The sequence below is a fragment of the Brevundimonas sp. genome (assembly GCF_041648615.1).
Taxonomy (GTDB): Bacteria; Pseudomonadota; Alphaproteobacteria; order Caulobacterales; family Caulobacteraceae; genus Brevundimonas.
Genome location: NZ_JBAZOS010000002.1, coordinates 147,424 through 168,868, shown reverse-complemented (window position 1 = coordinate 168,868; position 21,445 = coordinate 147,424). Strand labels below are relative to the sequence as shown.

The 21,445-nt window shown below is 70.1% G+C and carries 24 protein-coding genes and 1 pseudogene; 14 read left to right on the top strand and 11 right to left on the bottom strand.

All coding sequences use genetic code 11. The features are described 5' to 3' along the window. From WC555_RS02205 to WC555_RS02195, 3 genes and pseudogenes are all read left to right on the top strand, one after another. A pseudogene (locus WC555_RS02205) lies at positions 1-317 on the top strand (L-aspartate oxidase); the annotation flags it as partial. Positions 318-321: 4 nt separating this feature from the next. Beyond that, positions 322-1,179, top strand: coding sequence for a carboxylating nicotinate-nucleotide diphosphorylase (nadC, locus tag WC555_RS02200; protein WP_373250768.1), 858 nt, complete (start codon positions 322-324; stop codon positions 1,177-1,179). Between the two features lie 72 nt (positions 1,180-1,251). After that, positions 1,252-1,467: a hypothetical protein gene (locus WC555_RS02195; RefSeq protein WP_373250765.1), complete on the top strand. Its 216-nt coding sequence runs from the start codon at positions 1,252-1,254 to the stop codon at positions 1,465-1,467. A gap of 18 nt (positions 1,468-1,485) precedes the next feature. Here the strand turns inward: WC555_RS02195 and WC555_RS02190 are convergent, their stop codons facing one another. Continuing rightward, the gene (locus tag WC555_RS02190) at positions 1,486-2,478 is read right to left on the bottom strand and encodes a cell wall hydrolase (RefSeq protein ID WP_373250763.1); all 993 of its coding nucleotides are present in this window, start codon (positions 2,476-2,478) and stop codon (positions 1,486-1,488) included. Positions 2,479-3,035: 557 nt separating this feature from the next. Between WC555_RS02190 and WC555_RS02185 the strand changes: the two genes are divergently transcribed. After that, complete coding sequence (locus tag WC555_RS02185; RefSeq protein ID WP_373250761.1) at positions 3,036-3,221, top strand: hypothetical protein; 186 nt, start codon at positions 3,036-3,038, stop codon at positions 3,219-3,221. A gap of 160 nt (positions 3,222-3,381) precedes the next feature. Next, positions 3,382-3,744, top strand: a complete 363-nt coding sequence (locus tag WC555_RS02180) for a DUF6481 family protein (RefSeq protein WP_373250759.1) — start codon at positions 3,382-3,384, stop codon at positions 3,742-3,744. Here the strand turns inward: WC555_RS02180 and WC555_RS02175 are convergent. Next, positions 3,741-7,055, bottom strand: coding sequence for a PAS domain S-box protein (locus WC555_RS02175; protein ID WP_373250757.1), 3,315 nt, complete (start codon positions 7,053-7,055; stop codon positions 3,741-3,743). The two genes, WC555_RS02180 and WC555_RS02175, sit on opposite strands and share 4 nt — an antisense overlap. 174 nt (positions 7,056-7,229) lie before the next feature. Here WC555_RS02175 and WC555_RS02170 point away from each other — a divergent pair, with 174 nt between their 5' ends. From WC555_RS02170 to WC555_RS02155, 4 genes are all read left to right on the top strand, one after another. Then, the gene (locus tag WC555_RS02170) at positions 7,230-7,709 is read left to right on the top strand and encodes a Dps family protein (protein ID WP_373250755.1); all 480 of its coding nucleotides are present in this window, start codon (positions 7,230-7,232) and stop codon (positions 7,707-7,709) included. A 96-nt stretch (positions 7,710-7,805) separates the two neighbouring features. Further along, the gene (locus tag WC555_RS02165) at positions 7,806-8,996 is read left to right on the top strand and encodes a cell wall hydrolase (protein WP_373250753.1); all 1,191 of its coding nucleotides are present in this window, start codon (positions 7,806-7,808) and stop codon (positions 8,994-8,996) included. A 90-nt stretch (positions 8,997-9,086) separates the two neighbouring features. Beyond that, positions 9,087-10,637, top strand: coding sequence for a sensor histidine kinase (locus WC555_RS02160; protein WP_373250751.1), 1,551 nt, complete (start codon positions 9,087-9,089; stop codon positions 10,635-10,637). A 99-nt stretch (positions 10,638-10,736) separates the two neighbouring features. Next, the gene (locus tag WC555_RS02155; protein ID WP_373250750.1) at positions 10,737-11,144 is read left to right on the top strand and encodes a response regulator; all 408 of its coding nucleotides are present in this window, start codon (positions 10,737-10,739) and stop codon (positions 11,142-11,144) included. A 32-nt stretch (positions 11,145-11,176) separates the two neighbouring features. On the opposite strand, the gene trxB is transcribed toward WC555_RS02155, so the two are convergent. Beyond that, positions 11,177-12,187 (bottom strand): thioredoxin-disulfide reductase, encoded by a 1,011-nt coding sequence (gene trxB / locus WC555_RS02150; protein ID WP_373250748.1) that lies wholly within the window; start codon positions 12,185-12,187, stop codon positions 11,177-11,179. A gap of 74 nt (positions 12,188-12,261) precedes the next feature. Here trxB and WC555_RS02145 point away from each other — a divergent pair, with 74 nt between their 5' ends. Next, positions 12,262-12,441: a hypothetical protein gene (locus tag WC555_RS02145; RefSeq protein ID WP_373250746.1), complete on the top strand. Its 180-nt coding sequence runs from the start codon at positions 12,262-12,264 to the stop codon at positions 12,439-12,441. An 18-nt stretch (positions 12,442-12,459) separates the two neighbouring features. Here WC555_RS02145 and WC555_RS02140 read toward each other — a convergent pair whose 3' ends face one another. The 8 genes from WC555_RS02140 to WC555_RS02105 form a co-directional block, all read right to left on the bottom strand. Next, positions 12,460-13,749 carry a serine hydrolase domain-containing protein gene (locus WC555_RS02140; protein ID WP_373250745.1) on the bottom strand — a complete coding sequence of 430 codons (1,290 nt, stop codon included), beginning with the start codon at positions 13,747-13,749 and terminating at the stop codon, positions 12,460-12,462. Between the two features lie 100 nt (positions 13,750-13,849). Beyond that, the gene (locus tag WC555_RS02135; RefSeq protein WP_373250743.1) at positions 13,850-14,872 is read right to left on the bottom strand and encodes a mitochondrial fission ELM1 family protein; all 1,023 of its coding nucleotides are present in this window, start codon (positions 14,870-14,872) and stop codon (positions 13,850-13,852) included. Beyond that, the gene (locus tag WC555_RS02130; protein WP_373250740.1) at positions 14,842-15,261 is read right to left on the bottom strand and encodes a VOC family protein; all 420 of its coding nucleotides are present in this window, start codon (positions 15,259-15,261) and stop codon (positions 14,842-14,844) included. The genes WC555_RS02135 and WC555_RS02130 overlap by 31 nt, the downstream gene beginning before the upstream one ends. 4 nt (positions 15,262-15,265) lie before the next feature. Continuing rightward, on the bottom strand, positions 15,266-15,739 hold the full coding sequence (greA, locus tag WC555_RS02125; protein WP_300466025.1) for a transcription elongation factor GreA: 474 nt from the start codon (positions 15,737-15,739) through the stop codon (positions 15,266-15,268). Between the two features lie 135 nt (positions 15,740-15,874). Then, the gene (locus WC555_RS02120) at positions 15,875-16,090 is read right to left on the bottom strand and encodes a hypothetical protein (RefSeq protein ID WP_373250738.1); all 216 of its coding nucleotides are present in this window, start codon (positions 16,088-16,090) and stop codon (positions 15,875-15,877) included. A 91-nt stretch (positions 16,091-16,181) separates the two neighbouring features. Next, the gene (locus WC555_RS02115) at positions 16,182-16,847 is read right to left on the bottom strand and encodes a glutathione S-transferase family protein (protein ID WP_373250736.1); all 666 of its coding nucleotides are present in this window, start codon (positions 16,845-16,847) and stop codon (positions 16,182-16,184) included. 61 nt (positions 16,848-16,908) lie between these two features. Beyond that, the gene (locus tag WC555_RS02110; RefSeq protein ID WP_373250734.1) at positions 16,909-17,127 is read right to left on the bottom strand and encodes a cysteine protease; all 219 of its coding nucleotides are present in this window, start codon (positions 17,125-17,127) and stop codon (positions 16,909-16,911) included. Between the two features lie 56 nt (positions 17,128-17,183). Further along, positions 17,184-18,494, bottom strand: coding sequence for an amidohydrolase (locus tag WC555_RS02105; protein ID WP_373250733.1), 1,311 nt, complete (start codon positions 18,492-18,494; stop codon positions 17,184-17,186). A 115-nt stretch (positions 18,495-18,609) separates the two neighbouring features. On the opposite strand from WC555_RS02105, the gene WC555_RS02100 reads away from it, so the two are divergent. From WC555_RS02100 to mnmH, 4 genes are read left to right on the top strand one after another with little or no spacing between them, the layout of a single operon-like run. Next, complete coding sequence (locus WC555_RS02100; RefSeq protein ID WP_373250731.1) at positions 18,610-18,855, top strand: hypothetical protein; 246 nt, start codon at positions 18,610-18,612, stop codon at positions 18,853-18,855. Beyond that, positions 18,852-19,277: a type II toxin-antitoxin system VapC family toxin gene (locus tag WC555_RS02095; protein ID WP_373250729.1), complete on the top strand. Its 426-nt coding sequence runs from the start codon at positions 18,852-18,854 to the stop codon at positions 19,275-19,277. The genes WC555_RS02100 and WC555_RS02095 overlap by 4 nt, the downstream gene beginning before the upstream one ends. Then, positions 19,274-20,314, top strand: a complete 1,041-nt coding sequence (gene selD, locus WC555_RS02090; protein ID WP_373250727.1) for a selenide, water dikinase SelD — start codon at positions 19,274-19,276, stop codon at positions 20,312-20,314. The genes WC555_RS02095 and selD overlap by 4 nt, the downstream gene beginning before the upstream one ends. Next, positions 20,311-21,384 carry a tRNA 2-selenouridine(34) synthase MnmH gene (mnmH, locus tag WC555_RS02085; RefSeq protein WP_373250726.1) on the top strand — a complete coding sequence of 358 codons (1,074 nt, stop codon included), beginning with the start codon at positions 20,311-20,313 and terminating at the stop codon, positions 21,382-21,384. Before selD ends, mnmH begins: the two co-directional genes overlap by 4 nt. Positions 21,385-21,445 lie beyond the last annotated feature (61 nt).

The window sequence follows — 21,445 nt, the reverse complement described above, 5'->3', positions numbered from 1 at the left end:
CGACGGCGCCCGGCCTGAGCGACGCCGAGCTGCAGCGCCTGCGCGCGACCATGAGCGCCGACGTCGGCGTGGTCCGCGACGCGGCGGGGCTGACGCGGGCGCTGGCCGTCATCGAGGCGCTGGAACGGGTCGCCGGCCCGGCCCTGCCCCTGATCGCGGCGCGGCTGATCGCCGAGGCGGCGCTGGCGCGGCGCGAGAGCCGGGGCGGGCATTTCCGCCGCGATTATCCGGCCACGGCGGCCCAGGCGCGGCATAGCCGCGTGTCCCGCGCGCCTGCCGCCGCCCTGGAAGCCGGCCTTCTGGCCGAGGCGGGATAGAACGATGATCCGACAGCTGCCCGACCTGCTGATCGAGCCGGTGGTCCTGATGGCCCTGACCGAGGACCTCGGCCGGGCCGGGGATGTGACGGCCCAGGCCTGCATTCCCGAGGGCGCGCGCATGCGGGCGTCGTTCACAGCCCGCAAGCCGGGCGTGCTGGCCGGGATCGACTGCGTGCGCCTGAGCGTGCTGGCCATGGATCCCGAGGCGTCGATCGAGCTGAAGCGGAAGGACGGCGACGCGTTCGAGGCCGGCGCCGTCCTGGCCGAGGTCGAGGCGGATGCGCGGGCGTTTCTGGCCGCCGAGCGGACGGCGTTGAACCTGCTGGGCCGGCTCTGCGGCGTGGCGACCCTGACCAGGGCCTATGTCGAGGCCGTCGTCGGGACCCCGGCCCGCATCGCCGATACGCGCAAGACGACGCCGGGTCTGCGCGCGCTGGAGAAGCACGCCGTCCAGTGCGGCGGCGGGGTCAATCACCGCTTCGGCCTGGATGACGCCATCCTCATCAAGGACAACCATGTCGCCGTCTGCGGCGGGGTCGGCGAGGCGATCCGCCGCGCGCGGTCGGCGGTCGGTCACCTGATGAAGGTCGAGGTCGAGGTCGACGGCCTCGATCAGCTGGACGAGGCGCTGGCCGAACGGCCCGACGTGATCATGCTGGACAATTTCACCCTGCCGATGCTGCGCGAGGCGGTGGAGCGGGCGAAGGTCTCGCCGTTCGGGCGGCCGGTGCTGGAGGCGTCGGGCGGGATCAATCTGGAGACGGTGCGCGGCGTCGCCGGGACCGGCGTCGACGTGATCTCGGTCGGGGCCCTGACCCATTCCGCGCCGTCGCTGGACATCGGCCTGGACGTGGTCTGAGCGCCCGGGCGAACCCGCCAGGGAACGGCGTCCCCGGCACGGGGTTTATCAGGGGACTGAAGGAAGACCCCGATGACCCACACCCCCCGAATTCCCAAGGAACAGCGCAGCTACGCGGACAAGGGCGGCAAGCCGGCCGCGGACGCCGGTGACAGCGATCGCCGCGATCTGGAAACGGAAATCCAGACGGGCCAGCCGGGCGACGCCGACGTCAACCTTGATCAGCAGGGGCGGTTCGGCAATCTGAAGCAGAACCTGACCAATCAGTGGAAGGTTCAGAACCGCTGACCCGGTCCGCCTGAAGGCTCAGGCCGCGGCGGGCGTGGTTTCGACGGTCGCGGTCTGGGCGGCCGCCGGGGCCGGCGTCGCCGGAGCGGGCGTCGGGGCGGCGGGCGCCGCCTCGGCCGGGGCGCTGCGGGGCTCCTGCGAGACCAGCAGGTTGTAGGCGACCGCGCCGGCCTCGCGAACCGTGCCGGTCGGGTCCATGCTGGCCTGGATCAGACGCGGACCCTCGACCGGAGCGGACGGGCGGGCGGCGTAGGTGAAGGCGCCGCGCGCGCCGGAACGGCCGCCGAAGCGGTAGAACAGATGGTCGCCGACCTGATTGACCCGCACCAGGGCGTTGCGCCAGCCGGGCGAGACGCCGGTGGTGTGGAAATGGGTGGCGTTGCCCACGGGGGCGAAGACGCTGCCGGACAGGGCGCCGGAGGCGACCTCGCGGGCGCGGTTCCAGGCGGCGCGATTGACCGCGCCTCGCATGGATCCGTCGCAGGTGAAGCTGAACTGGCAGCCGGTCCGGCGGCCGGCGCCCTGGAACACCACGCCGCAGACGCTGTTGGGGAAGGCGGGGTGGCGCACGCGGTTCAGGACCACCTGGGTCACGGCGCGCATGCCGTCGCGGCCTTCGCCGCGGGCTTCGTAATAGGCGGCCTGGGTCAGGCACTCGAGATCGCGCGAGGCGTCGAGCGCGCCGCCGAGGCGGAAGGGCTGGGCCGCGACCGGGCCGGTCAGGCTGACCTGGCGCAGGGCGGAATGGGCGGGCTGGGCGCGCAGCTGTTCGAGGCGCGCGGTCATCAGCTCGGCCTGGCGGTCGCGCTGGGCGCCGCCGGCGACCGTATAGGGATCATGACGCCGGGCGATGGCCAGGGCGCTCTCGTCGAGCCCGCCGGCCGCCGCGGCCAGCGCCTCCTCGGTGAAGCCGGCCGCCGTGGCGCCCTCGATCCGTTCCGCCTGGTTCCGCACGGTGGTGGCCTTGGCCGCCGTCCCGCCCAGATAGGCGCAGCCCACTGCCAGCCCCATCACCACGCCGAATGCCGCGGCCGCCGTGCCTGGCCGGATACGGGCCAGACGATCGACAGGGGCGTTCGCGCACGTGTGCGGGGCGTTCGGCAAGGGCTCAGTCCTGTTCGGCAGGGCGCAGTGCCGCCCCCGGGTAGTCTCGCAGCCGGGCGACCCTCTCCAATCCCTGGAGATCGGCGTCGCGATCCGTTTGCGGTAAATCGGCGGTCGGCGAATGGGGCCGGCCGTCGAGGACGCGCCTTAAGCCAGCCATTTGTGGCGCCAATGTGGTTGATTCGCAAGATTCGGGTGCGACGCAACATCGCGTAGGCCACTCCATGTAACGTTAAATGAGGCGCGCGGCCTCGCCTTGTGTTCGGCTATAATCTATCGCGCGTTATCTGTATTTCCGATCACGTCCACAACATGAAGGCGCGCTGAATCTGCATATGATTGATTAATAGGCCTGAACTCTATTGTCTTCGTTAGGGTTTCGTTGACGCTTTTAACTTTGATTCCGGCGCCGGAACCGGTGGAGCGGAAAGGGCGTTCAAGCTGCGCTATTGGGAGAATGCCGCATGAAACGTCTCGCCCTCACCCTCGTCCTGGCCGCCTCGGCGATCGCCGTCGCCGGCTGCGGGCAGACCATTGAACAGAAGGCCGCCACGGGCGCCATCGCCGGCGCCATCGTCGCCGGTCCGGTTGGCGCGGCGGTGGGCGGCGCCGCGGGCGCCGCGGTCGGCAAGGCCGAGAAGCCGAACTGACACACTCTCCCTGTCGAGTGAGCGGGGCGGGAGCGATCCCGCCTCGCAACCTTGATTTCGGCGCCTATATAGGGTTAGCCGACGCGCCCGGGTTGAGAGACGTTCGCCCCGCGCCGTTCCGCCGACCCGATAAACGATCAAGGACATCGACGACCTCCGCATGAGAGATCTGAAACAAACCGGCTTCGCCGACCGCCTGACCACCCAGCAGGAGGCCAAGAAGGCCCTGCTCGCCCGGTTCAAGGCCAAACCCGCCGCGCCCGATCCCGAATTCGAGAAGCTGGCGCTGAAGCGCGCCGCCGAGAAGGAAGCCCTGCGCCAGCAGCACGAGCTGGCCAAGGCCGAAGCGCGCCGTGAAAAGGCCGACAAGGAAGCCGCGCGTCTCGCGTCCGACGTCGAGGCCCAGGAAGCGGTCGAGGCCGAGAAGCGCGCCGCCCGCAAGGAGCGCAAGGCTCTGACCAAGGAAGAACAGAAGGCCGCCCGCGACGCGCGCTACGCCGCCCGCAAGGCCCGCACCCGCTAGGTCGTCCCGGACGGCCCCGCCGCATCCTCGGGCGCGAGATCGCCCAGGATGCGCGCCAGCTGGTCGCCCGAATAGGGTTTGCGCAGGAACGGCCAGGGCGCGTCCGCCAGGGCCGCGTCGACGTCGTCGCCCGCATAGCCCGATGTCAGGACGATCCGCATGTCAGGATGGTCGCGCTCGCAACGGCGCGCCAGCTCGATGCCGGTCATGCCGCCGGGCATGACCACGTCGCTCAGCATGATGTCGAAGCTTTCGCGATTGAGCAGCTCCAGCGCCTGGGGCGCGGTCTCCACGGCCCGGACCTCGAGTCCGATACTCTCCAGCAACTCCAGCGCCACCACGGTGACGCTGACGTCGTCCTCGACGAGCAGCAGACGGCGGCCCGCCTTCATGGTCTGGACCGCGGCGGGGCCTGCCTCGACGATCGGCGCCGCATCTCCGGCCAGCGGGGGCAGATAGAGTTTGATCTCCGTCCCCTTTCCGACGGTCGAGACGATGTGGGCCGCCCCGCCGCTCTGGCGCGCGAAGCCATAGACCTGGCTCAGACCCAGGCCGGTGCCCTTGCCGACCGCCTTGGTGGTGAAGAAGGGCTCGAACACCCGGGCGATGACGTCGGGGGACATGCCCGACCCGTCGTCCGACACCGTGATGCAGACATAGTCGCCGGGGGTCAGGTCAGTGACTTCGCCCGCCTTGACCTCGCAGGACAGGGTCTCGACGGTGACCCGTCCGTTGTCGCCGACGGCGTCGCGGGCGTTGACGACGAGGTTCAGCAGGGCGGCCTCGAACTGGGACGGATCGACGCTGACCCGGGCGCCGCCGCGACGCAGCTTGAGCCTGAACTCAACGGCCTCGCCGACGGCCCGGCGCAGCAGCGGCTCGCTTTCGCGAATCTGGGCGTTCAGGTCGAGGGGCTCGGGGCGCAGGGCCTGCCGGCGCGAGAAGGCCAGCAGCTGGTGCGTCAGACCTTCGCCGCGGCGGGCGGCGGCCAGGGCGGCCTCGCCCAGCTTCTGGCGCTTGGCCGCGTCGTCGGGCGAGCGCAGCATGATGTCGAGGGCGCCGATGACGACGGTCAGAAGATTGTTGAAGTCGTGCGCCACGCCGCCGGTCAGCCGGCCGACGGCTTCCATGCGTTGGGCGTGCATCAGATCGGCCTCGGCCTTGGCCTTCTCGGCCAGCGCCTCGCCGACGCGTTCCTCAAGCAGTTCGTTGATCCGCTTCAGATCTTCCTCGGCCTGTTTGGCCTCGGTGATGTCGATATTGGCCCCGACATAGCCCTGGAATTTGCCGGCCCCGTCGAACCGGGGCAGGGCCTCGCAGCGCAGCCAGCGCTCGCCCAGGACCGGATGGCGCGCGCGGATCAGGCTTTCGAAGCGATCGCGCCGCTCGACGGCGTCGGCGAAGCCGGCGGCGAAGGCCTCCATGTCTGCGGGATGGACCAGCCGTCGCCAGCCGTCCTGGACATCCAGTTCGGACTCAATACCGAAGAAGGTCCGGTAGCGGCGGTTGATGAAGGTGGGCCGGCCCTCCGCGTCCAGCATCCAGATCAGGGCGGGGGCGCTGTCGGCCACGGTGCGGAACCGGGTCTCGGACTCCATCAGCCGGTCGTTGGTTTCGCGGATGTCCGTCACGTCGAAGGCCACGCCGACAAAGCCCAGGACGCCGCCGCCCGCGGTCCGCCGGGGCCGCGAGAAGGACTTCAGCCAGCGATACTCGCCGTCGTGCCGGAGATAGCGCGCCTCCAGCGAGAACGGTTGGCCGGTCGCCTCTCCGGCCACGGAGTCCTGGACGACGCGGTCCTGGTCGTCCGGATGGATCACGGCGCGCCAGTCGGCCAGCCGCGCCGCGTCATAGGTCCCGCCGGCGAAGTCCACATAGGCCTGGTTGACGAAGTCGCGGGTCCCGTCCTGCCGGGTGACCCAGATCAGCACCGGCGCTGTGTCGGCGACGGCGCGGAAGCGGGCCTCGCTTTCGCGGACCTCGGCCTCGGCGCGGGCGCGTTCGATCTCGGTCCAGGTGCGGACTGCGACCTCCTGCAGCAGGTCTGCTTCCTGTTCACTCCATTGGCGCACGGCGGCATGGTGGGCGTACATGAAGGCCTTCAGGCCGCCCGCCCTGATGACGGGTGCGCGCATGAGAGCTCGCGTCTCCAGACGCTGGAAGACGTCCAGGGCGTCCCGGGTGCGCGGGTCCTCGTGAACATCCGCGATGCGGATCAACCGGCCTTCGGCGAGATCCGTGATCAGCGCCGCGCCGAGATCGGCCAGACGGAATTCGCCCTGGGCGCTGACCACGCCGTCGGTCCAGTCGCGGGACATTGAGACGACGCCGCGCGCCTGATCCACCTCGCCGTAGCCGACCCGGTCGGCGCCGAGCTCGGCGCCCAGGGCCCGCTCGACTTCCAGCATGATCTCCTCGGGCGACGCCAGGTCGCGTAAACTGTCGGCCAGCTCGAGCAGGAACGTCTGCCGCCGCTCCAGCGCGGCCAGCGCGTCGAGCGCGTCGCGCGTTTCAGTGACATCGAAGGACATGCCGACGTAGCCGAGGAATGTCTGGTCAGCGCCAAACCGCGGATTCACGGAGACGCGCATCCAGCGCCAGCCGCCGTCGGCCCGCTGGAACCGGGCCTCGAAACCATAAGGCAGGCGCCGCGGCCGTGCGGCCGTCATCGCCGCCTCCACCGCAGCCTGGTCGTCCGGGTGGACGGTCTGTTTCCAGACGTGGCCCAGAATCTCTTCCGCCGACCGTCCGTAGAATTCGACCAGGGCGGCGTTGACGAACTCGACCTCGGCGTTCGCATTGGTCATCCAGACCGGCGACGGCGCCGTGTCGGCCATCAGGCGGAAGCGGGCGTCGCTTTCGCCGACACGGGCGTCGGCGGCGGACAGTTCCGTCACCGATCGGTCCAGCCGGGCCAGGGTCTTGCGCAGCGAGGCGGCGACGACCGCGATAAACAGCCCCACGACAATGAAATTGGTTGTGGCGACCACGCCCAGAGGGGTCGAAATGCCCACGCCCGTGGCCGTGGGGCCCGCGATCATCCAGCCGCCGATCAGGGAGGCGAAGAGCGTGACGACCGCCGACAGCCGGCCGGCCGCCAGCCCGGCCAGGACGACGCCCGGCAGGAGGATAATGAAGCCGCTGATCTGGCCGTAGAATCCGGACAGGGCCCAGCGAAGAGCCAGGGACGCCGCCGCGAACGCCAGTCCGACAAGGATGTTGACCCACCATGGCCGGGGTGGAATTCGCGCCAGGCCGCTCAGTGCCGCATCGGCGCCCGACAGATGTTTCAGAAAGTCGGCCCCGCCCACTCAACTAACCCTCTCTCGCGCACGCGCGCGATCCGCTGCAACGTATTGGCTCCCTTCACGTTCCTTCAAGCGTCACCATTCTTTCCGCGCCCGCGACGCCGTTTCGCCTTGGAGAATGCGCCGACGATGCCCACCTGCAGTCCGACCGTTTGAACCTCTTCACAGGAGTCCCTCATGACCGCCAAGATCGATACCGGCCTGACCAAAGCCGAGCGTTCCGACGTCGCCGGGGAATTGACGAAGGTTCTGGCCGACAGCTTCGCCGTCTATCTGAAGACCCATGGCTACCACTGGAATGTGCGCGGACCCGAGTTCTTCAGCTTCCACAATCTGCTGGAGCAGCAGTACCGGGATATCTGGGCCGCGCTGGACGACATCGCCGAGCGCATCCGCGCCGTGGGCGTGCTGGCGCCGCAGAGTTTCTCGGGCTTCGGCAATCTGACCTCGATCAAGGACGGTGATCCGGAGAAGGAGGCGACGGCCATGCTCAAGGAGCTGATGCATGACCACGAAACCCTGATCGCCACCGCCCGCAAGGCGCTGGCAGTCGCTGAGGAGGCCGGCGATGAAGCGTCGGCCGATCTGATAACCCAGCGGCTTGGGGCCCATGAGAAATTCGCCTGGATGCTGCGATCCACGCTGGGCGGGCGTTAGGGCTTGACCTAACGGCGCTTTTCCGCCTGAAAAGCGCCCCGCTTGCCGGGCATGAAGAGGTTGGGGCGGCTGAAGGCCGTCCATTGGAGCTGGAATTTGGGGATCGACTGGGCATCGGTGCTGAAACGGACGCGACGGTTCGCCGCCGGCGCGCCCGTGGTGCTGGCCGCCTTCGGCGTGGCCATGGCCGCCAGCTCGACCCCCCGGCCCGAGATCGATCGCCGCGCTGAAGTGGTTCGCGCCCTGACGAAGGGCGATCCGGGCGCGACCGGCCTGGCCGCCATCACCGGCCGGATGGATCCGGCGCAACTGGCCCTGGCCCTGCGCCATGATCCGGGCGAGCGCCAGCCGGCCCTTTATGGCCTGACCCCCGGCTGGGAGAGCCTGACCCTGGCGGGCCGGCCGACGCTGGACTTCGGCGCTACGGGCCTGGACGCGATGAAGCTGAACGCCGCGACGCCGAACGCGTCCCGGTATCTGCGCGTCGCCGCCCCCTTCGTCTTCAGGCCCGCGACGGCCGAGGACCGTCGTCGCGCGCTCCGTTGCCTGACCCAGGGGGTCTATTATGAGGCGGCGCTGGAGCCCACCGCGGGCCAGGAGGCCGTCGCCCAGGTCATTCTCAACCGGGTGCGCGACCCCAACTACGCCAACACCGTCTGCGGCGTGGTGTTCGAGGGCGCGGAACGGACGACCGGCTGCCAGTTCAGCTTCACCTGCGACGGCGCCCTCAGCCAGGCGCCGGTCGGCTGGGCATGGGACCGCGCAAAACGGGTCGCGGAACGGGCCCTGGCGGGCCATGTGGCCGCCGCCGTGGGCACGGCGACCCACTATCACGCCGACTATGTGCATCCGTGGTGGTCGCCGACGCTGAACAAGCTGACGCAGATCGGCGCGCACATCTTCTATCGCTGGAAGGGCGTCTATGGAGAGCCCGCCGCCTTCAGCCAGCGCTATGCGGGCCGCGAGCCCCTGATCGACGAGGCCCGCTTCTCGAAGCCGCGCATCCGGATCGCGACCGCCGCCGAGGCCGAAAAGGCGCTGGCCGAGGCCGCCGCCAACGGCGAGAGCGTCATGCGGACCGTCGAGATCGACGGCCAGACCCGGGTCGTCGGGATCGCCTCCCTGGGCGGTCGGCGTCAGGCGTCGGCCTCCGACATCGCGGCGATCAACCAGCGCCTCGCCGCCTTCGAAGCTCCCGAGACGCCCGCCCCCGCAGCTCCGGTCGCGACGCCCGCGCCCGGCGTGACGCCCATGGCGGTCGAGGAAGTCGGGCGCCCCGGCGCCTGAGCCGGCCGCCGCTACGAGCTATGCAACGTCCGGGCGTTCCGGGCATTAGTTCATGCCCACGCGCCCGGAGGGGTGAAACATGGACCCCGGATGACCACGACGGCCTGGAACGAGACAGATCGCCTTGCGGCCCTGCATTCCTACGACATCCTCGATTCCGAGCGCGAGGCTGCGTTCGACGACCTGACGGCCCTGGTGGCGCGCCTGTGCGACGCGCCGATCGCCGTGGTCAATCTGATCGACGCGGATCGGCAGTGGTTCAAGTCCGAGGTCGGGCTGGGGGTGCGCGAGACGCCGCTGGAGACGTCCTTCTGTCGTCACGCCCTGCTGGAGCAGGACCGGCTGATCGTCCCGGACGCCACCCTGGATCCGCGGTTCGCCTGCAATCCTCTGGTCACAGCGCCGGACGGTCTGAAATTCTACGCCGGGGTGCTGCTGAAGGATGAGGGCGGACTGCCTCTGGGCACGCTGTGCGTGCTGGACACACGGAGCCGGCCCGAGGGGTTGAACCCGCTCCAGACCGAGATCCTTGAAGTGTTGGCCGGGCAGGTGATGAACCTGCTGAACCTGCGCAAGGCCCTGGCGGCCGGGCGGCGGGCCGATGCGGACCTGATGACGACGGCCGCCGCCCTTGCCGAAAGCGAGGCGAAATTCCGCGCCATCGCCGATTCCATGCCGCAGATGGTGTGGTCGACCCTGCCGGACGGCTTCCACGACTATTACAATGCGCGCTGGTACGAATTCACCGGCGTGCCGGCGGGATCGACGGACGGCGAAGGCTGGAACGGAATGTTCCATCCCGAAGACCAGGTGCGGGCCCGGGAGCGCTGGATACACTCGCTGGCGACGGGAGAGCCCTATGAGATCGAGTACCGGTTGAGACGCGCGGACGGCGTTTACCGCTGGACGCTGGGGCGGGCGGCGCCGATCCGCAACGACAATGGCGAGATCACCCGCTGGTTCGGCACCTGCACCGATATCGAGGACCTCAAGCGGGTCGTCGACGCCAAGGACCTGCTGAGCCAGGAACTGAGCCACCGGATCAAGAACATCTTCGCCGTGGTCTCGGCCCTGATCGCCCTGTCGGCGCGGCAGTTCCCGGAGGCGAAGGACTTCGCTGCGGCGGTGCGGACGCGGATCAACGCCCTCGCGCGGGCGCATGAGTTCGTGCGCCCCCACACCGACGCCTCCCGCCCGACCGTCGGGACGATGACGCTGCACGCCTTCCTCAACGACCTGTTCAAGCCCTATGCGACGCTGGCCGGCCGGATGCGGGTGACGGTGACCGGCGACGACGCCTCCTTCGATGATCAGGCGGCGACCTCGGTGGCCCTGCTGTTCCATGAGCTGGCCACCAACGCCGCCAAATACGGAGCCCTGTCGGCGGAGGGCGGCGCGGTCACCCTGGAGACCCGCAATGAGGGCGACCGGTTCATCCTGGTCTGGGAGGAGCGCGGCGGCCCCCCGGTCGCGGGCCAGCCCGAACGGGTCGGCTTCGGCTCTTCGCTGGCCACGGTCTCGGTCGAGGCGCAGCTGGGCGGTCGGCTGGAACGGGTCTGGGCGCCGGAGGGCCTGCGGGTCACCGCCGACCTGCCGGCCACGGCCCTGTCGCGGCGCCGCGCCGCACAAAGTGTCGCATAAGGCGGTTCGCCGGCAACCGCCGCCGGTTGTCGGCGTTGATTTGGCCAGTATGTCCGTACGGTTACGGACAGCCGACGAGACTGAACTGTTTGAACACCGATGAGCGCGCGTATCCTGGTCATTGAAGACGAAGCCCTGGTGGCCATGGAGCTGCGCTTCGTCCTGGAAGATCTCGGCCATGAGGTGGTCGGGACGGCAGGTGACGCGCAGACGGCGCGCCGGCTGGTTCAGGAGACCGAGGTGGATCTGGCGCTTGTGGACATTCACCTGTCCGACGGACCGACCGGCATCGAGCTGGGCCGGGAGCTGGGACAGAAGCTGGGCGTGACCGTGCTGTTCATGACCGCCAACCCCGGCATGGTGCGGAGCGGCGTGGCCGGCACGATCGGCGTCCTGTCCAAGCCGACGGACGAGCGGGCCGTGCAGACCGCGGTGGACTACGCCCTGCGCCGCCGGGCCGGACGGCCTGTCGAATACGCCCCGCCCGAGCTGCAGCTGTTCGGCTAAATCGGAGGGGGAGGGCGAGGCGCGAGGCTAGCTCACCAGACGCCGATCTTTTCCGCTTCCTTGTGCGAGATCGGGTGATGGGCCTTGGCGTGGTCTTCCTCGGCGAGGAAACGCACCGCCTCCAGCGCCGCCATACAGCCCATGCCCGCCGCCGTGACGGCCTGGCGATAGATGTCGTCGGTCACGTCGCCGGCGGCCCAGACGCCCTCGATGGCCGTGGCCGTCGTGCCCGGCTTCACCACCAGATAGCCGCCCTGCTTGGTCTCCAGCTGACCGGCGAACAGTTCCGACGACGGGGCGTGGCCGATGGCGATGAAGACGCCGTCGGCGGCCAGTTCGCGGGTTTCGCCCGTCTTGACGTTCTTCAGCCGCGCGCCGGTGACGTTGACGCCGCCGAAGGCGTTGGTCTCGCCCAGGATCTCGTCGATCGCCGTGTCCCAGACCACCTCGACCTTGGGATTGGCCAGCAGCCGGTCCTGCAGGATGCGCTCGGCGCGGAATTCGTCACGCCGGTGGATGACGGTCACCTTCGAGGCGAAATTGGTCAGGAACAGCGCCTCCTCGACGGCGGTGTTGCCGCCGCCGACCACGATGACGTCCTTGCCGCGATAGAAGAAGCCGTCGCAGGTGGCGCAGGCGGAGACGCCGAAGCCCTGGTATTTCGCCTCGGACTCCAGCCCCAGCCATTTGGCCTGGGCGCCGGTGGAGATGATCACCGTCTCGGCCAGCATCTCGGTCCCGGAATCCAGCGTCAGGCGGAACGGCCTTTGCGACAGGTCCGCCTTGACCACGATGTCCTCGATGATCTCGGTCCCGACGTGCTCGGCCTGGGCGCGCATCTGCTCCATCAGCCAGGGGCCCTGGATGACGTCGGCGAAGCCGGGATAGTTTTCGACGTCGGTGGTGATGGTCAGCTGGCCGCCGGGCTGCAGGCCGGCGATGACCACGGGCTGCAGCAGGGCGCGGGCGGCGTAGATGGCCGCGGTCCAGCCGGCGGGGCCGGAGCCGATGATGGCGACGCGGACGGTTCTCAAGGTGCTCATGCCCCTATTTAGGCGCTGATTCCGTCCGGCGCGATGGTAGGTTGGCGACTGTTCACAGTTCACGGGAGAACGACATGGAAGGCCGCAGTTTCATCGGCATTGGTCTGGCCCTCGGCGTCGCCATCGGCGCCGGTCTGGGCATCGCCATGGGCAATCTGGCCATCGGCATCGGGGCGGGCGTCGCCGTGGGCCTGGGGATCGGCGTCGCCCTCGACGAGAGCCGGAAGCGGAAGAACGGCCGGGACGGCGGCTGAACCCGGCTCCAGCCCCCGTCAGGGCGCCGCGGCGACCGCCGGCTTGCGGCGCCGCGCCAGCCGCCAGACGAGCAGGAAGACGGTCAGAAAGGCCAGGCCCGCGCCAACGGCCGCCCACGTCAGGATCTTCCTCAGTTCCATCTTCAGGACGAGGAAGTCGACCTCGCCCGACTTCCAGAACACCCAGTCTCCGGCGATCCGGGTGGCCAGAAGCTCATTGCCGGTTTCCAGCAGGACGATCCCGTCGCCGCTGGCCGGGTCCAGTCGCACGGCCGTGTTGATGGCCGGTTCGTTGTCGCCGTCATGGCCGATGATGAAGTCGCCCGCGTTGTTCGGGGCGTAGAGCATGACGCCCAGGCCCCAGATGTCCGCCCCCATCGTCGAGGCGTGGGGCCGGCGCATGGCGCGCAGCGTTTCGGGGCTCAACACGCCGCGGCCGACCGGCTCGCCGTTCCGCCCCGGCGCGTGGGCGGCGATGAAGCGGGTCATGTCTCCGGCCGAGGTGTAGAGCGAGGTGGCGGCCAGGGAGGCGAAGCGGAAATGCGTCGCCGGCGCACCCTCGGCGTCGTAGAACGTCGCGACGTTGTCGGCCCCGTCCTCCAGCACATAGGTCGTCCGCGTCATGCCCAGGGGCGTGAACACGGTCTGGACCATGTAGTCGTTGAACGTCTGTCCGGAGACCTCCTCGACGATCAGCTGCAACAGGGTGTAGCCGCCGCCCGAATAGCGGAAGGCGCCCGGCTCGGCCCCGACCCGGACCGACCCGTCCGCGCCAGGCGAGGCGTCGGCGGCTCGGGTCAGCGAGGCCTCCAGCGACTGGACGGGCGCGCCCGGCGCGAAGCCGGCGTAACCGAGGCCGTCGGTCAGGCCGGCCGTGTGGCTGAGCAGCCGCCGGACGGTGACCTTGTCATTGTCGAACGCGCTGGCGGGAAGGCTCCAGCGGGTCAGATAGCGGGACACCGGCGCATCGAGATCGAGCTTGCCCTGTTCGACCAGCGTCAGAACGCCCCAGGCCGTCGACCATTTGCTGAGAGACGCCACCTGAAACCGGGTGTCGCGGTCGACCGGCGCGCCCCGGGACACGAAATGCTCGCTGACGGGGCGTCCGGCCTCGACCAGGACGAAGGCGGCGTTGCCCTTCGAGTCCCGGTCCAGCCGGTCCGCGACGGCCGCGCCGAACCGGTCGGTCTCGCCGGCGGGAACGAGGCGCGGACGCCCCCAACCCTCGATCGCGCCAAACAGGAAGAGGCCGCCGGCCAGGGCCGCCGCGAGCAAGCCCGCCAGACAGGATTTGATGAAACGCGCCATGGACCAACCCCCTGCTCGCGCGCGCCCCTCGCCCGCGCCTTTCCCGTTAGTCGCCGCCGCGGCCGTCGGCGGATGCGCCGGTTCTGCGGTTTCCGCCGGATCAGCGGGATCGCTGTCGGGCCGCCAGCCGATCGAGCAGCGAGCGGGCCGCGCGCGCCGTCTCGTCCAGCGGTTCGTAGGTCCAGGGCTCCAGCCTGCCGTCAAACCGTCGCGCCGCGCCCCGCGCCTCCAGATCGGCGTGCAGGCGGGCGAATTTGCCGGCGGGCTTCAGCGGGACCATCGGCAGGATGTGCACCGGCTTGCCGGTCGAGGCCGCCTCGGCCGCCATATTGGCGCTGTCCTCCGTCACCAGCACATGATCGGCGAAATGCAGGAAGGCGAAATAGGGATTGGCGCCCGCGCCGTCCCAGATCAGGCCGGGCAGATGCGCCAGCCGGGCGGTCATCGCCGCCTTCGCGGCTTCCGGCGTGCGGCGCGAGAAGGTCAGCATCAGCGAGCCGCCCGCCCCCTCGACGGCCCCGGCGACCCGCGCGGCGAGGTCGGCCGCGTGGGCGTCCGTCAGGTCGAAGGCTTTCGAACGCCCTCCGATCAGCACGGCGATGCGCGGATGGGGCAGGGCGCCTAGCTGCTGCGCGAACGCCGCCGATCCTTCGGCCAGCCGTTCGGGCGTGACCCGGTGCGGCGATCCGGTGATCGACAGGACGTTCGGGCCTTCGACCCGGTCGTGGGCGGGGGCGACGATCAGGTCATAGGCGACGCTGCGCCAGCGCGGGTCCTGGGTCTGGACCACGAAGGTCCGTCCTCCCGACGCGGCCCGGATGCGGGCTGACATCGGCAGGGTGGCGCGGCCGGTGGCGATCCACAGGTCGGGCCAGGCCTCGTCGGCGGCGGGTTCGGTGGAATCGGACGACAGGTCCAGCATCCACGACGCCTTCAGCGCCGAGGGCAATTTGTCGAAGACCGGGCGCCAACGGATGCGGCGGACGCTGATGCCGGCGGGGGCCAGGCGCTGAACGGCCTCGGCGAGGCCCAGGGCCTGGTTCTCCATGCCGACGCGGCCGTCGGACACCACCCAGATGGAGAGCGGGGCGCTCACGTCGCCGGGGGCGGCGCGGTCCAGCACATGGCCTCGACCTTGTTGCCGTCGGGATCGCGCAGGAAGGCGGCGTAGTAGCCGGGGGCGTATTCGGGCCGCGACCCGGGCGCGCCGTCGTCGACGCCGCCCGCACTCACGCCGGCCGCGTGAAACGCTGCGACGGTCTCGGCGTCCGCGGCGTTGAAGCAGACGTGGGCGCCGTTGCCGACCCCGGCCGCGCCGCGGTCATGCGGCCTCGACGCCCAGAATTCGGGAAAGGCGCGGCCGTAGCCGACGCCCATCTCGTGTTCCATGACCCGCCGCGCGCCCAGCGTCGCCATCACGGCGTCGTAGAAGGCGGCGGCGCGGGCGATGTCCGTGACGCCGACCGAAACATGCGACACCAGAGGCGGGCGTGTTTCGGGGGCGTCGGTCATCGGACTATTTCCACTCGACCTTGAGGATTTCGTAGGCCTTGACGCCGCCGGGGGTGTTGACCTCGACCACGTCGCCGACTTCCTTGGAGATCAGAGAGCGCGCGATCGGCGAGGCGACGGAGACCTTGCCCGCCTTCACATCGGCTTCGTGCTCGCCGACGATCTGGTAGCGGCTCTCTTCCTCGGTGTCCTCGTCGACCACGGTGACCGTGGCGCCGAACATGACCTGGTTGCCGTTCAGCTTCGAGACGTCGATCACCTGGGCGCGGCTGATCTTGTCCTCGATGTCGGCGATCTGGCCTTCGATCCAGCCCTGACGCTCCTTGGCGGCGTGATACTCTGCGTTTTCAGACAGATCGCCATGCTCGCGCGCTTCCGAGATGGCCGAGATCACGCTCGGCCGCTCCACGGACTTCAATTGCTTCAGCTGATCGTCGAGGACACGGTAGCCCTCGGCCGTCATCGGCACTTTTTCCATATGTCGTGAGTTTCTGAGCTATCGCCCGACTAGAGGTTTGATACGCCTTGGTCGCTGGGCGCTCGCGACCGGCCCGAGAGGGTAGGGCGCCTGCTCCCAAGGTTCAAGAGGGCAGGGCGCGTCGGCGGATTGTCGTTATGTGACAGGCTTGCGCCGACGCTCGCGGATCTGCTGGATGCTGCCCCACAGCTTGACGCGGTTGACCAGGCTCCAGGCCAGCCAGGCGACGGCGGCCAGACCCACGAGCATGAACAGGCTGGAGACCAGCACCACGCCCGCGGCGATGAAGGCCAGGACGAAGGCGACGGCGGCCACGAGGGCGGCGATGACTTGAATGGTTCTCGGGCGCATGGGCCTGTTAACGTCCAATCCGGGCGGCGGTTGCGCCCCCGTCGGGCGGCGGCGCCGTTCCCGGCCGGTCTGTGGCGCCGAAGCCCATGTGTCAGGCGTAGCCGTACGGTCCGCCCCGTTCCAGCGCGCGCTGGTATGCGGGCCGGGCGTGAATGGTCTCGAGGAAGGCCTTCAGCCGCGGCTTGTCGGCGCCGTAGCCCATCCGCGATCCCGCCGCCTCGACCGGGAAGCTCATCATGATGTCCGCCGCCGAGAAGACGTCGCCGGCGAACCAGTCCGACCGCGTCAGTTCGGCCTCCCAGTACGCCGTGTGGGCCGCCAGTTGCGGGTCGATCATATTGGCGTTCATCGCCTTGCTGATCCCCTTGGCGACGCCGCGCGCCAGGAAGGGGACGCGTTTGGGTATGGCGGTGAAGATCAGCTTCAGCAGCAGGGGCGTCATGGCCGAGCCCTCGGCGTAATGCAGCCAGTAGGTGAAGCGCCGTCCGGCCTCCGTCCCCGGTGCGGGACGCAGGCCGGATCCGGGATGGGTCTCGAGCAGATATTCGATGATGGCCCCGGTCTCGGCGAGGCGGGCGTCGCCGTCGTCCAGCACGGGCGACTTGCCCAGGGGGTGAATGGCGCTGAGTTCCGGCGGGGCCAGCATGGTCTTGGCGTCGCGCTGATACCGCTTCACCTCATACGGAACGCCCAGCTCCTCCAACAGCCAGAGCACGCGCTGGGAGCGGGAATCGTTGAGGTGGTGGACAGTGATCATGGCGACGGCTCCGCTTGTCCGGCGCAGTTAGCCTGGTTGACGCGGCGTCGGTCCAGCGGATTCAGACGCGCCGCCCGCTCCAGCGGCGGCGCGGGTGGGCCTTCCCGGCCTGGGCACGAGCCTGCGGCCCGGCCGGGTGTTTCGCCGCCTGCCGCTGCTCCCACAGCTGGAACGCCAGGGTGGCGAGGGCCAGCTTGCCGGCGTGGCGGCCGGCCACGCGCCGCCCGCCCTTGCTGAGCAGCAGGCCGCCGATCAGGGTCGCGAATTTGGGAATGGGCATGACGCTCTCCGGTTCAGGCGTGAAACGGGCGGGGCGGCGAACGGTTCAGGCCCCGGCTAAGCTTTTGGCATCAGGGCCTGGGCCGCTGTCACCATGGCCTCGACCCCGGTGGTGACCGAGGGCCGCGGATCGATGCGGAACAGGGGCGAGTGGTGGCCGGGCGCGGTCTCCACCTGATCGGCCGGCGTGCCGCCGACGCTGAAATAGACGCCCTTCACCCCGCTCTCGGGCGTGACGAAATAGGCGAAATCCTCGGCCCCCATGCCCGTTCTGGCCATGTCGACCACCCGGTCGGCCCCCAGGGCGCCGCCGATCGCGGCCCGGACCCGGGCGGCCGTGGCGGCGTCGTTGATGGTCGGCGGGGTGTTTTCCCTGGACCGCACCACGGTCGGCAGCCGGTCCTCGGGCACGCCTAGGGCCAGGGCCGTGCCCCGCGCCACCCGGTCGATGCCGTCCAGCAGGGCGGCGCGCGTCTCCGGATTGTCGGCCCGGACCGTCAGCTGCATGTCCACCCGGTCGGAGATGATGTTGTGCTTGATGCCGCCGTGGATGGCGCCGACGGTGACGACCGCCCCCTCCAGCGGGTTGATGCTGCGGCTGGGCAGGGTCTGCAGGTTCATCACGATGGCCGAGGCCACCACGATGGGGTCCACGCCCTTGTGCGGATAGGCGCCGTGGGTGCCCACGCCGTGCACCGCGATGTCGATGCTGTCCGAACTGGAGGCGGTGATGCCGGGGGGCACATCGACCAGGCCGCTCGCCATATCCGCCGAGACGTGGAAGGCCAGGGCGACGTCAGGCTTGGGGAAACGGCTGTAGAGGCCGTCCTCGACCATGGCCCGGGCGCCGAAGATGCGCTCCTCGGCCGGCTGGGCGATCAGGACCAGGGTCCCCGACCAGTCCGCGCGCCGCGCCATCATCTGCCGCGCCGTGCCGATCAGGGCGGTGATGTGCACGTCGTGGCCGCAGGCGTGCATGACCGGCTTTTCGACGCCGTCGCTGTCGGTCTGGCTGACCGTCGAGGCGTTGGCGAGGCCCGACTGTTCGCGCAGCGGCAGGCCGTCCATGTCGGCGCGGATCATCACCGTGGGGCCGGCGCCGTTGCGCAGCACCGCCACCACGCCCGTGCCGCCGACGCCGCTCGTGACCTCATAGCCGAGGGCGGTCAGCTGGGCCGCCATGATCCCGGCGGTGCGCACCTCCATGCCCGACAGTTCCGGGTTACGGTGGAAGTCGTCGAACAGGGCGGCGAGGTTGGCGTCATAGTCGCGCGCGACGGCCGCCCGGAGGTCCTCGCCCTCCCGGGCCTGCGCCGGACCCATGGCCAGCAGGGCCAGCGCCGCCGTCGTCGCAAGAAGAAGTCGCATCGTTCCGCCCCCGGTTTGAGAGTGAACATTGGTCCGCCGACGGCGGGCTGGCAACGGCCAATGCGAGGGGACATCTGGCTTGAACAGGATGCTATCAAACGCTATCATCCAAGCCATGGCGCAACTTCTCGTCCGCAATGTTTCTGACGACGTGGTTCAGGCCCTGAAGGCCCGGGCGACCGCCCATGGCCGGAGCGTCGAGGCCGAGCACAGGGCCTTGCTGGAGCAGACCCTCGCGGCTGATCGGAGGGCTCAGGTCGAGGCCTGGCTGAAGGCGGGCCAGCCGTTGCGCGAGCGTCTCAAGGGGCGCGTCTTCACGCCGTCCGAGGTGTTGATCCGTGAGAGCCGCGACGAGCGGTGACAGCGCTCGTCGTCGATGCATCGGTCGCCCTGAAATGGGTGCTGGTCGAGCCGGACTCGGCCCTGGCCGAGGAGGTTCTGTTCCGTCCTCTGGTCGCGCCTGATTGGTGGCGGGTCGAGGTCGCCAATGGTCTGTGGAAGGCGTTTGATCGGGGCGAGATCGACCTCGATGAGGCGCGTGCGGGTTTGGCGCGGTTCGCCAACGTCGCGGTCGAGACAGAAGACGCCGCAGGATTGCTGGACGAGGCCATGATCCTGGCCGCCCGGCTACATCATCCCGTCTATGACTGCCTCTATCTGGCTCTTGCGATCCGGAGAGACACGAGGATGGTGACCGCCGACCGGACGTTCGCGAAGGCGGTGCTTCGGGCCGGACCGGATCTCGCCGGCCGCCTGGTCATACTGGCCGATTTCACGGGATGACCGAACCCCGTCTGACCTCGCTGGCCCACGGAGGCGGCTGCGGCTGCAAGCTGGCCCCGGCCGTGCTGCAGGACATCCTGAAGGGGATCCCCCAGGCGGCGGTCTTCGCCGATCTGATGGTCGGAACCGAGACCAGCGACGACGCGGCGGTGTGGCGGCTGAACGACAGCCAGGCGCTGGTGGCGACGACCGACTTCTTCATGCCGGTGGTGGACGATCCGTTCGACTTCGGCCGCATCGCCGCGACCAACGCCCTGTCGGATGTCTACGCCATGGGGGCGACGCCGATCTTCGCCCTGGCCCTGGTCGGCATGCCGGTGAAGACCCTGTCGGTCGACACCATCGGCCGGATCCTGCAGGGCGGGGCGGCGGTCTGCGCGGCGGCCGGCATACCGGTCGCCGGCGGCCATTCGATCGACAGCGTCGAGCCGATCTACGGCCTCGTCGCCCTGGGGCTGGTGCATCCGGATCAGGTGCTGACCAACCGCGGCGCGCGGGCCGGGGACGTGCTGATCCTGACCAAGGCGCTGGGCGTCGGCGTGCTGAGCGCGGCGTTCAAGTCGGGGGCGCTGGAGCCGGCGGGCTACGCGGCCCTGATCGCCTCGACCACCAAGCTGAACACCCTCGGCGCGCGGCTCGCCGGGCGGGCGGGGGTGCATGCGGTGACCGACGTGACGGGCTTCGGCCTGCTGGGCCATGCGCTGGAGATGGCGCGCGGATCGGGCCTCACCGTCGAGTTGACCGCCCAGCCGCCGTTGCTGGACGGGGTCGAGCCGCTGGCCGCGACGGGCGTCTGCACCGGGGCCTCGGGCCGCAACTGGGACAGCTACGCCGCCGGCGTCGATCTGCCCGCCGACCTGCCGGACTGGCGCCGCAACCTGCTGACCGATCCCCAGACCTCGGGCGGACTGCTGATCGCCGTCGCCGCCGATCAGGCCGGGGCGCTGCTGGACCTGGCCCGGGCCGAGGGCTTCGATCGCGCCGCCGTGGTGGGCCGCGTCGTCGACGGCCCGGCGCGGGTGCGGGTCGCCGCGTGATCCGGCGCACCGTCGATCTGTCGCCCGGGGCGCGAGACGCCTTCGACGCCATCATCGACGTGCGCAGCCCGGCCGAGTTCGCCTTCGACCACATCCCGGGAGCCGTCAACCTGCCGGTGCTGGACGACGCCCAGCGGGCGGCGGTCGGGACCGAATATGTCCAGGGCTCGAAATTCCTGGCCCGGCGCGGCGGCGCGGCCCTGGTCGCCCGCAACATCGCGGCGCATCTCGAAGGGGCGCTGGCGGACCGGGACGGGAGCTTCCAGCCGTTGGTCTATTGCTGGCGCGGCGGCCAGCGCTCCGGGGCCATGGTCACGGTGATGGACCAGGTCGGCTGGCCCGTCACCCTGCTGGACGGCGGCTACCAGACCTGGCGTCGGCAGGTAAAGGCGGCCCTGTACGACGCGCCGCTCGCGCACTCGCTCGTCCTCCTCGACGGCCCCACCGGCGTCGGCAAGACGGCCCTGCTCGGCGTCCTCGCCGTGCGCGGCGTCCAGACCCTCGACCTCGAGGCCCTCGCCGCCCATCGCGGCTCCCTGTTCGGGGCCATGCCCGGCGGCCAGCCGTCGCAGAAGGCCTTCGAGAGCCGGCTGCACGACGCCCTGTCCCGCCTCGATCCCGCCCGCCCGGTGCTGGTCGAGGCCGAGAGTTCGAAGATCGGCGCCCGCGTCGTCCCGCCGTCCCTGTGGGCCGCCATGTCCGCCGCCCCGACGATCCGCCTCGAGTCCCCGGTCGCGGTTCGCGCCGCCCGCACCGTGCGCGACTACGCCGACTTCGCCGCCGACCGCCTGGCCCTCGACACGGCCCTGACCCGCCTGCCGCGCCACATCGGCAAGCAAATGGTCGCAGAGTGGCGCGCCCTTGCCGCCGCCGGGGAGGTCGAGACCCTGGCCGCCGAACTGATCGTCCACCACTACGACCCGGCCTACCGCCGTCAGGGTCAGGGCCGGGGTGGGGGCCGGGCGCGCCCCGAACGGGCCGTCGTCGGGATCGGATCGCTCGACGACGCCGCGCTCGAAGCGGCCGCCGACCAGACCGTCGAGGCGCTCGCCGGCCTCAACGCCCGCTGAACCCGGCCACGGTCGCGCGGGGATCGTTCACGCTGGCGCACGCGACGGATGGTCAAATCCG

Excerpts from the sequence above, each read along its gene's own strand:
- selD (WP_373250727.1), top strand. The coding sequence starts at position 19,274 with ATGACCGAACCCCGTCTGACCTCGCTGGCCCACGGAGGCGGCTGCGGC.
- WC555_RS02185 (WP_373250761.1), top strand. The coding sequence starts at position 3,036 with ATGAAACGTCTCGCCCTCACCCTCGTCCTGGCCGCCTCGGCGATCGCC.
- WC555_RS02115 (WP_373250736.1), bottom strand. The coding sequence starts at position 16,847 with ATGATCACTGTCCACCACCTCAACGATTCCCGCTCCCAGCGCGTGCTC.
- trxB (WP_373250748.1), bottom strand. The coding sequence starts at position 12,187 with ATGAGCACCTTGAGAACCGTCCGCGTCGCCATCATCGGCTCCGGCCCC.
- WC555_RS02170 (WP_373250755.1), top strand. The coding sequence starts at position 7,230 with ATGACCGCCAAGATCGATACCGGCCTGACCAAAGCCGAGCGTTCCGAC.
- WC555_RS02180 (WP_373250759.1), top strand. The coding sequence starts at position 3,382 with ATGAGAGATCTGAAACAAACCGGCTTCGCCGACCGCCTGACCACCCAG.
- WC555_RS02105 (WP_373250733.1), bottom strand. The coding sequence starts at position 18,494 with ATGCGACTTCTTCTTGCGACGACGGCGGCGCTGGCCCTGCTGGCCATG.
- WC555_RS02120 (WP_373250738.1), bottom strand. The coding sequence starts at position 16,090 with ATGCGCCCGAGAACCATTCAAGTCATCGCCGCCCTCGTGGCCGCCGTC.
- nadC (WP_373250768.1), top strand. The coding sequence starts at position 322 with ATGATCCGACAGCTGCCCGACCTGCTGATCGAGCCGGTGGTCCTGATG.
- WC555_RS02140 (WP_373250745.1), bottom strand. The coding sequence starts at position 13,749 with ATGGCGCGTTTCATCAAATCCTGTCTGGCGGGCTTGCTCGCGGCGGCC.
- WC555_RS02110 (WP_373250734.1), bottom strand. The coding sequence starts at position 17,127 with ATGCCCATTCCCAAATTCGCGACCCTGATCGGCGGCCTGCTGCTCAGC.
- WC555_RS02195 (WP_373250765.1), top strand. The coding sequence starts at position 1,252 with ATGACCCACACCCCCCGAATTCCCAAGGAACAGCGCAGCTACGCGGAC.
- WC555_RS02130 (WP_373250740.1), bottom strand. The coding sequence starts at position 15,261 with ATGACCGACGCCCCCGAAACACGCCCGCCTCTGGTGTCGCATGTTTCG.
- greA (WP_300466025.1), bottom strand. The coding sequence starts at position 15,739 with ATGGAAAAAGTGCCGATGACGGCCGAGGGCTACCGTGTCCTCGACGAT.
- WC555_RS02145 (WP_373250746.1), top strand. The coding sequence starts at position 12,262 with ATGGAAGGCCGCAGTTTCATCGGCATTGGTCTGGCCCTCGGCGTCGCC.
- WC555_RS02155 (WP_373250750.1), top strand. The coding sequence starts at position 10,737 with ATGAGCGCGCGTATCCTGGTCATTGAAGACGAAGCCCTGGTGGCCATG.
- WC555_RS02160 (WP_373250751.1), top strand. The coding sequence starts at position 9,087 with ATGACCACGACGGCCTGGAACGAGACAGATCGCCTTGCGGCCCTGCAT.
- WC555_RS02190 (WP_373250763.1), bottom strand. The coding sequence starts at position 2,478 with ATGGGGCTGGCAGTGGGCTGCGCCTATCTGGGCGGGACGGCGGCCAAG.
- WC555_RS02100 (WP_373250731.1), top strand. The coding sequence starts at position 18,610 with ATGGCGCAACTTCTCGTCCGCAATGTTTCTGACGACGTGGTTCAGGCC.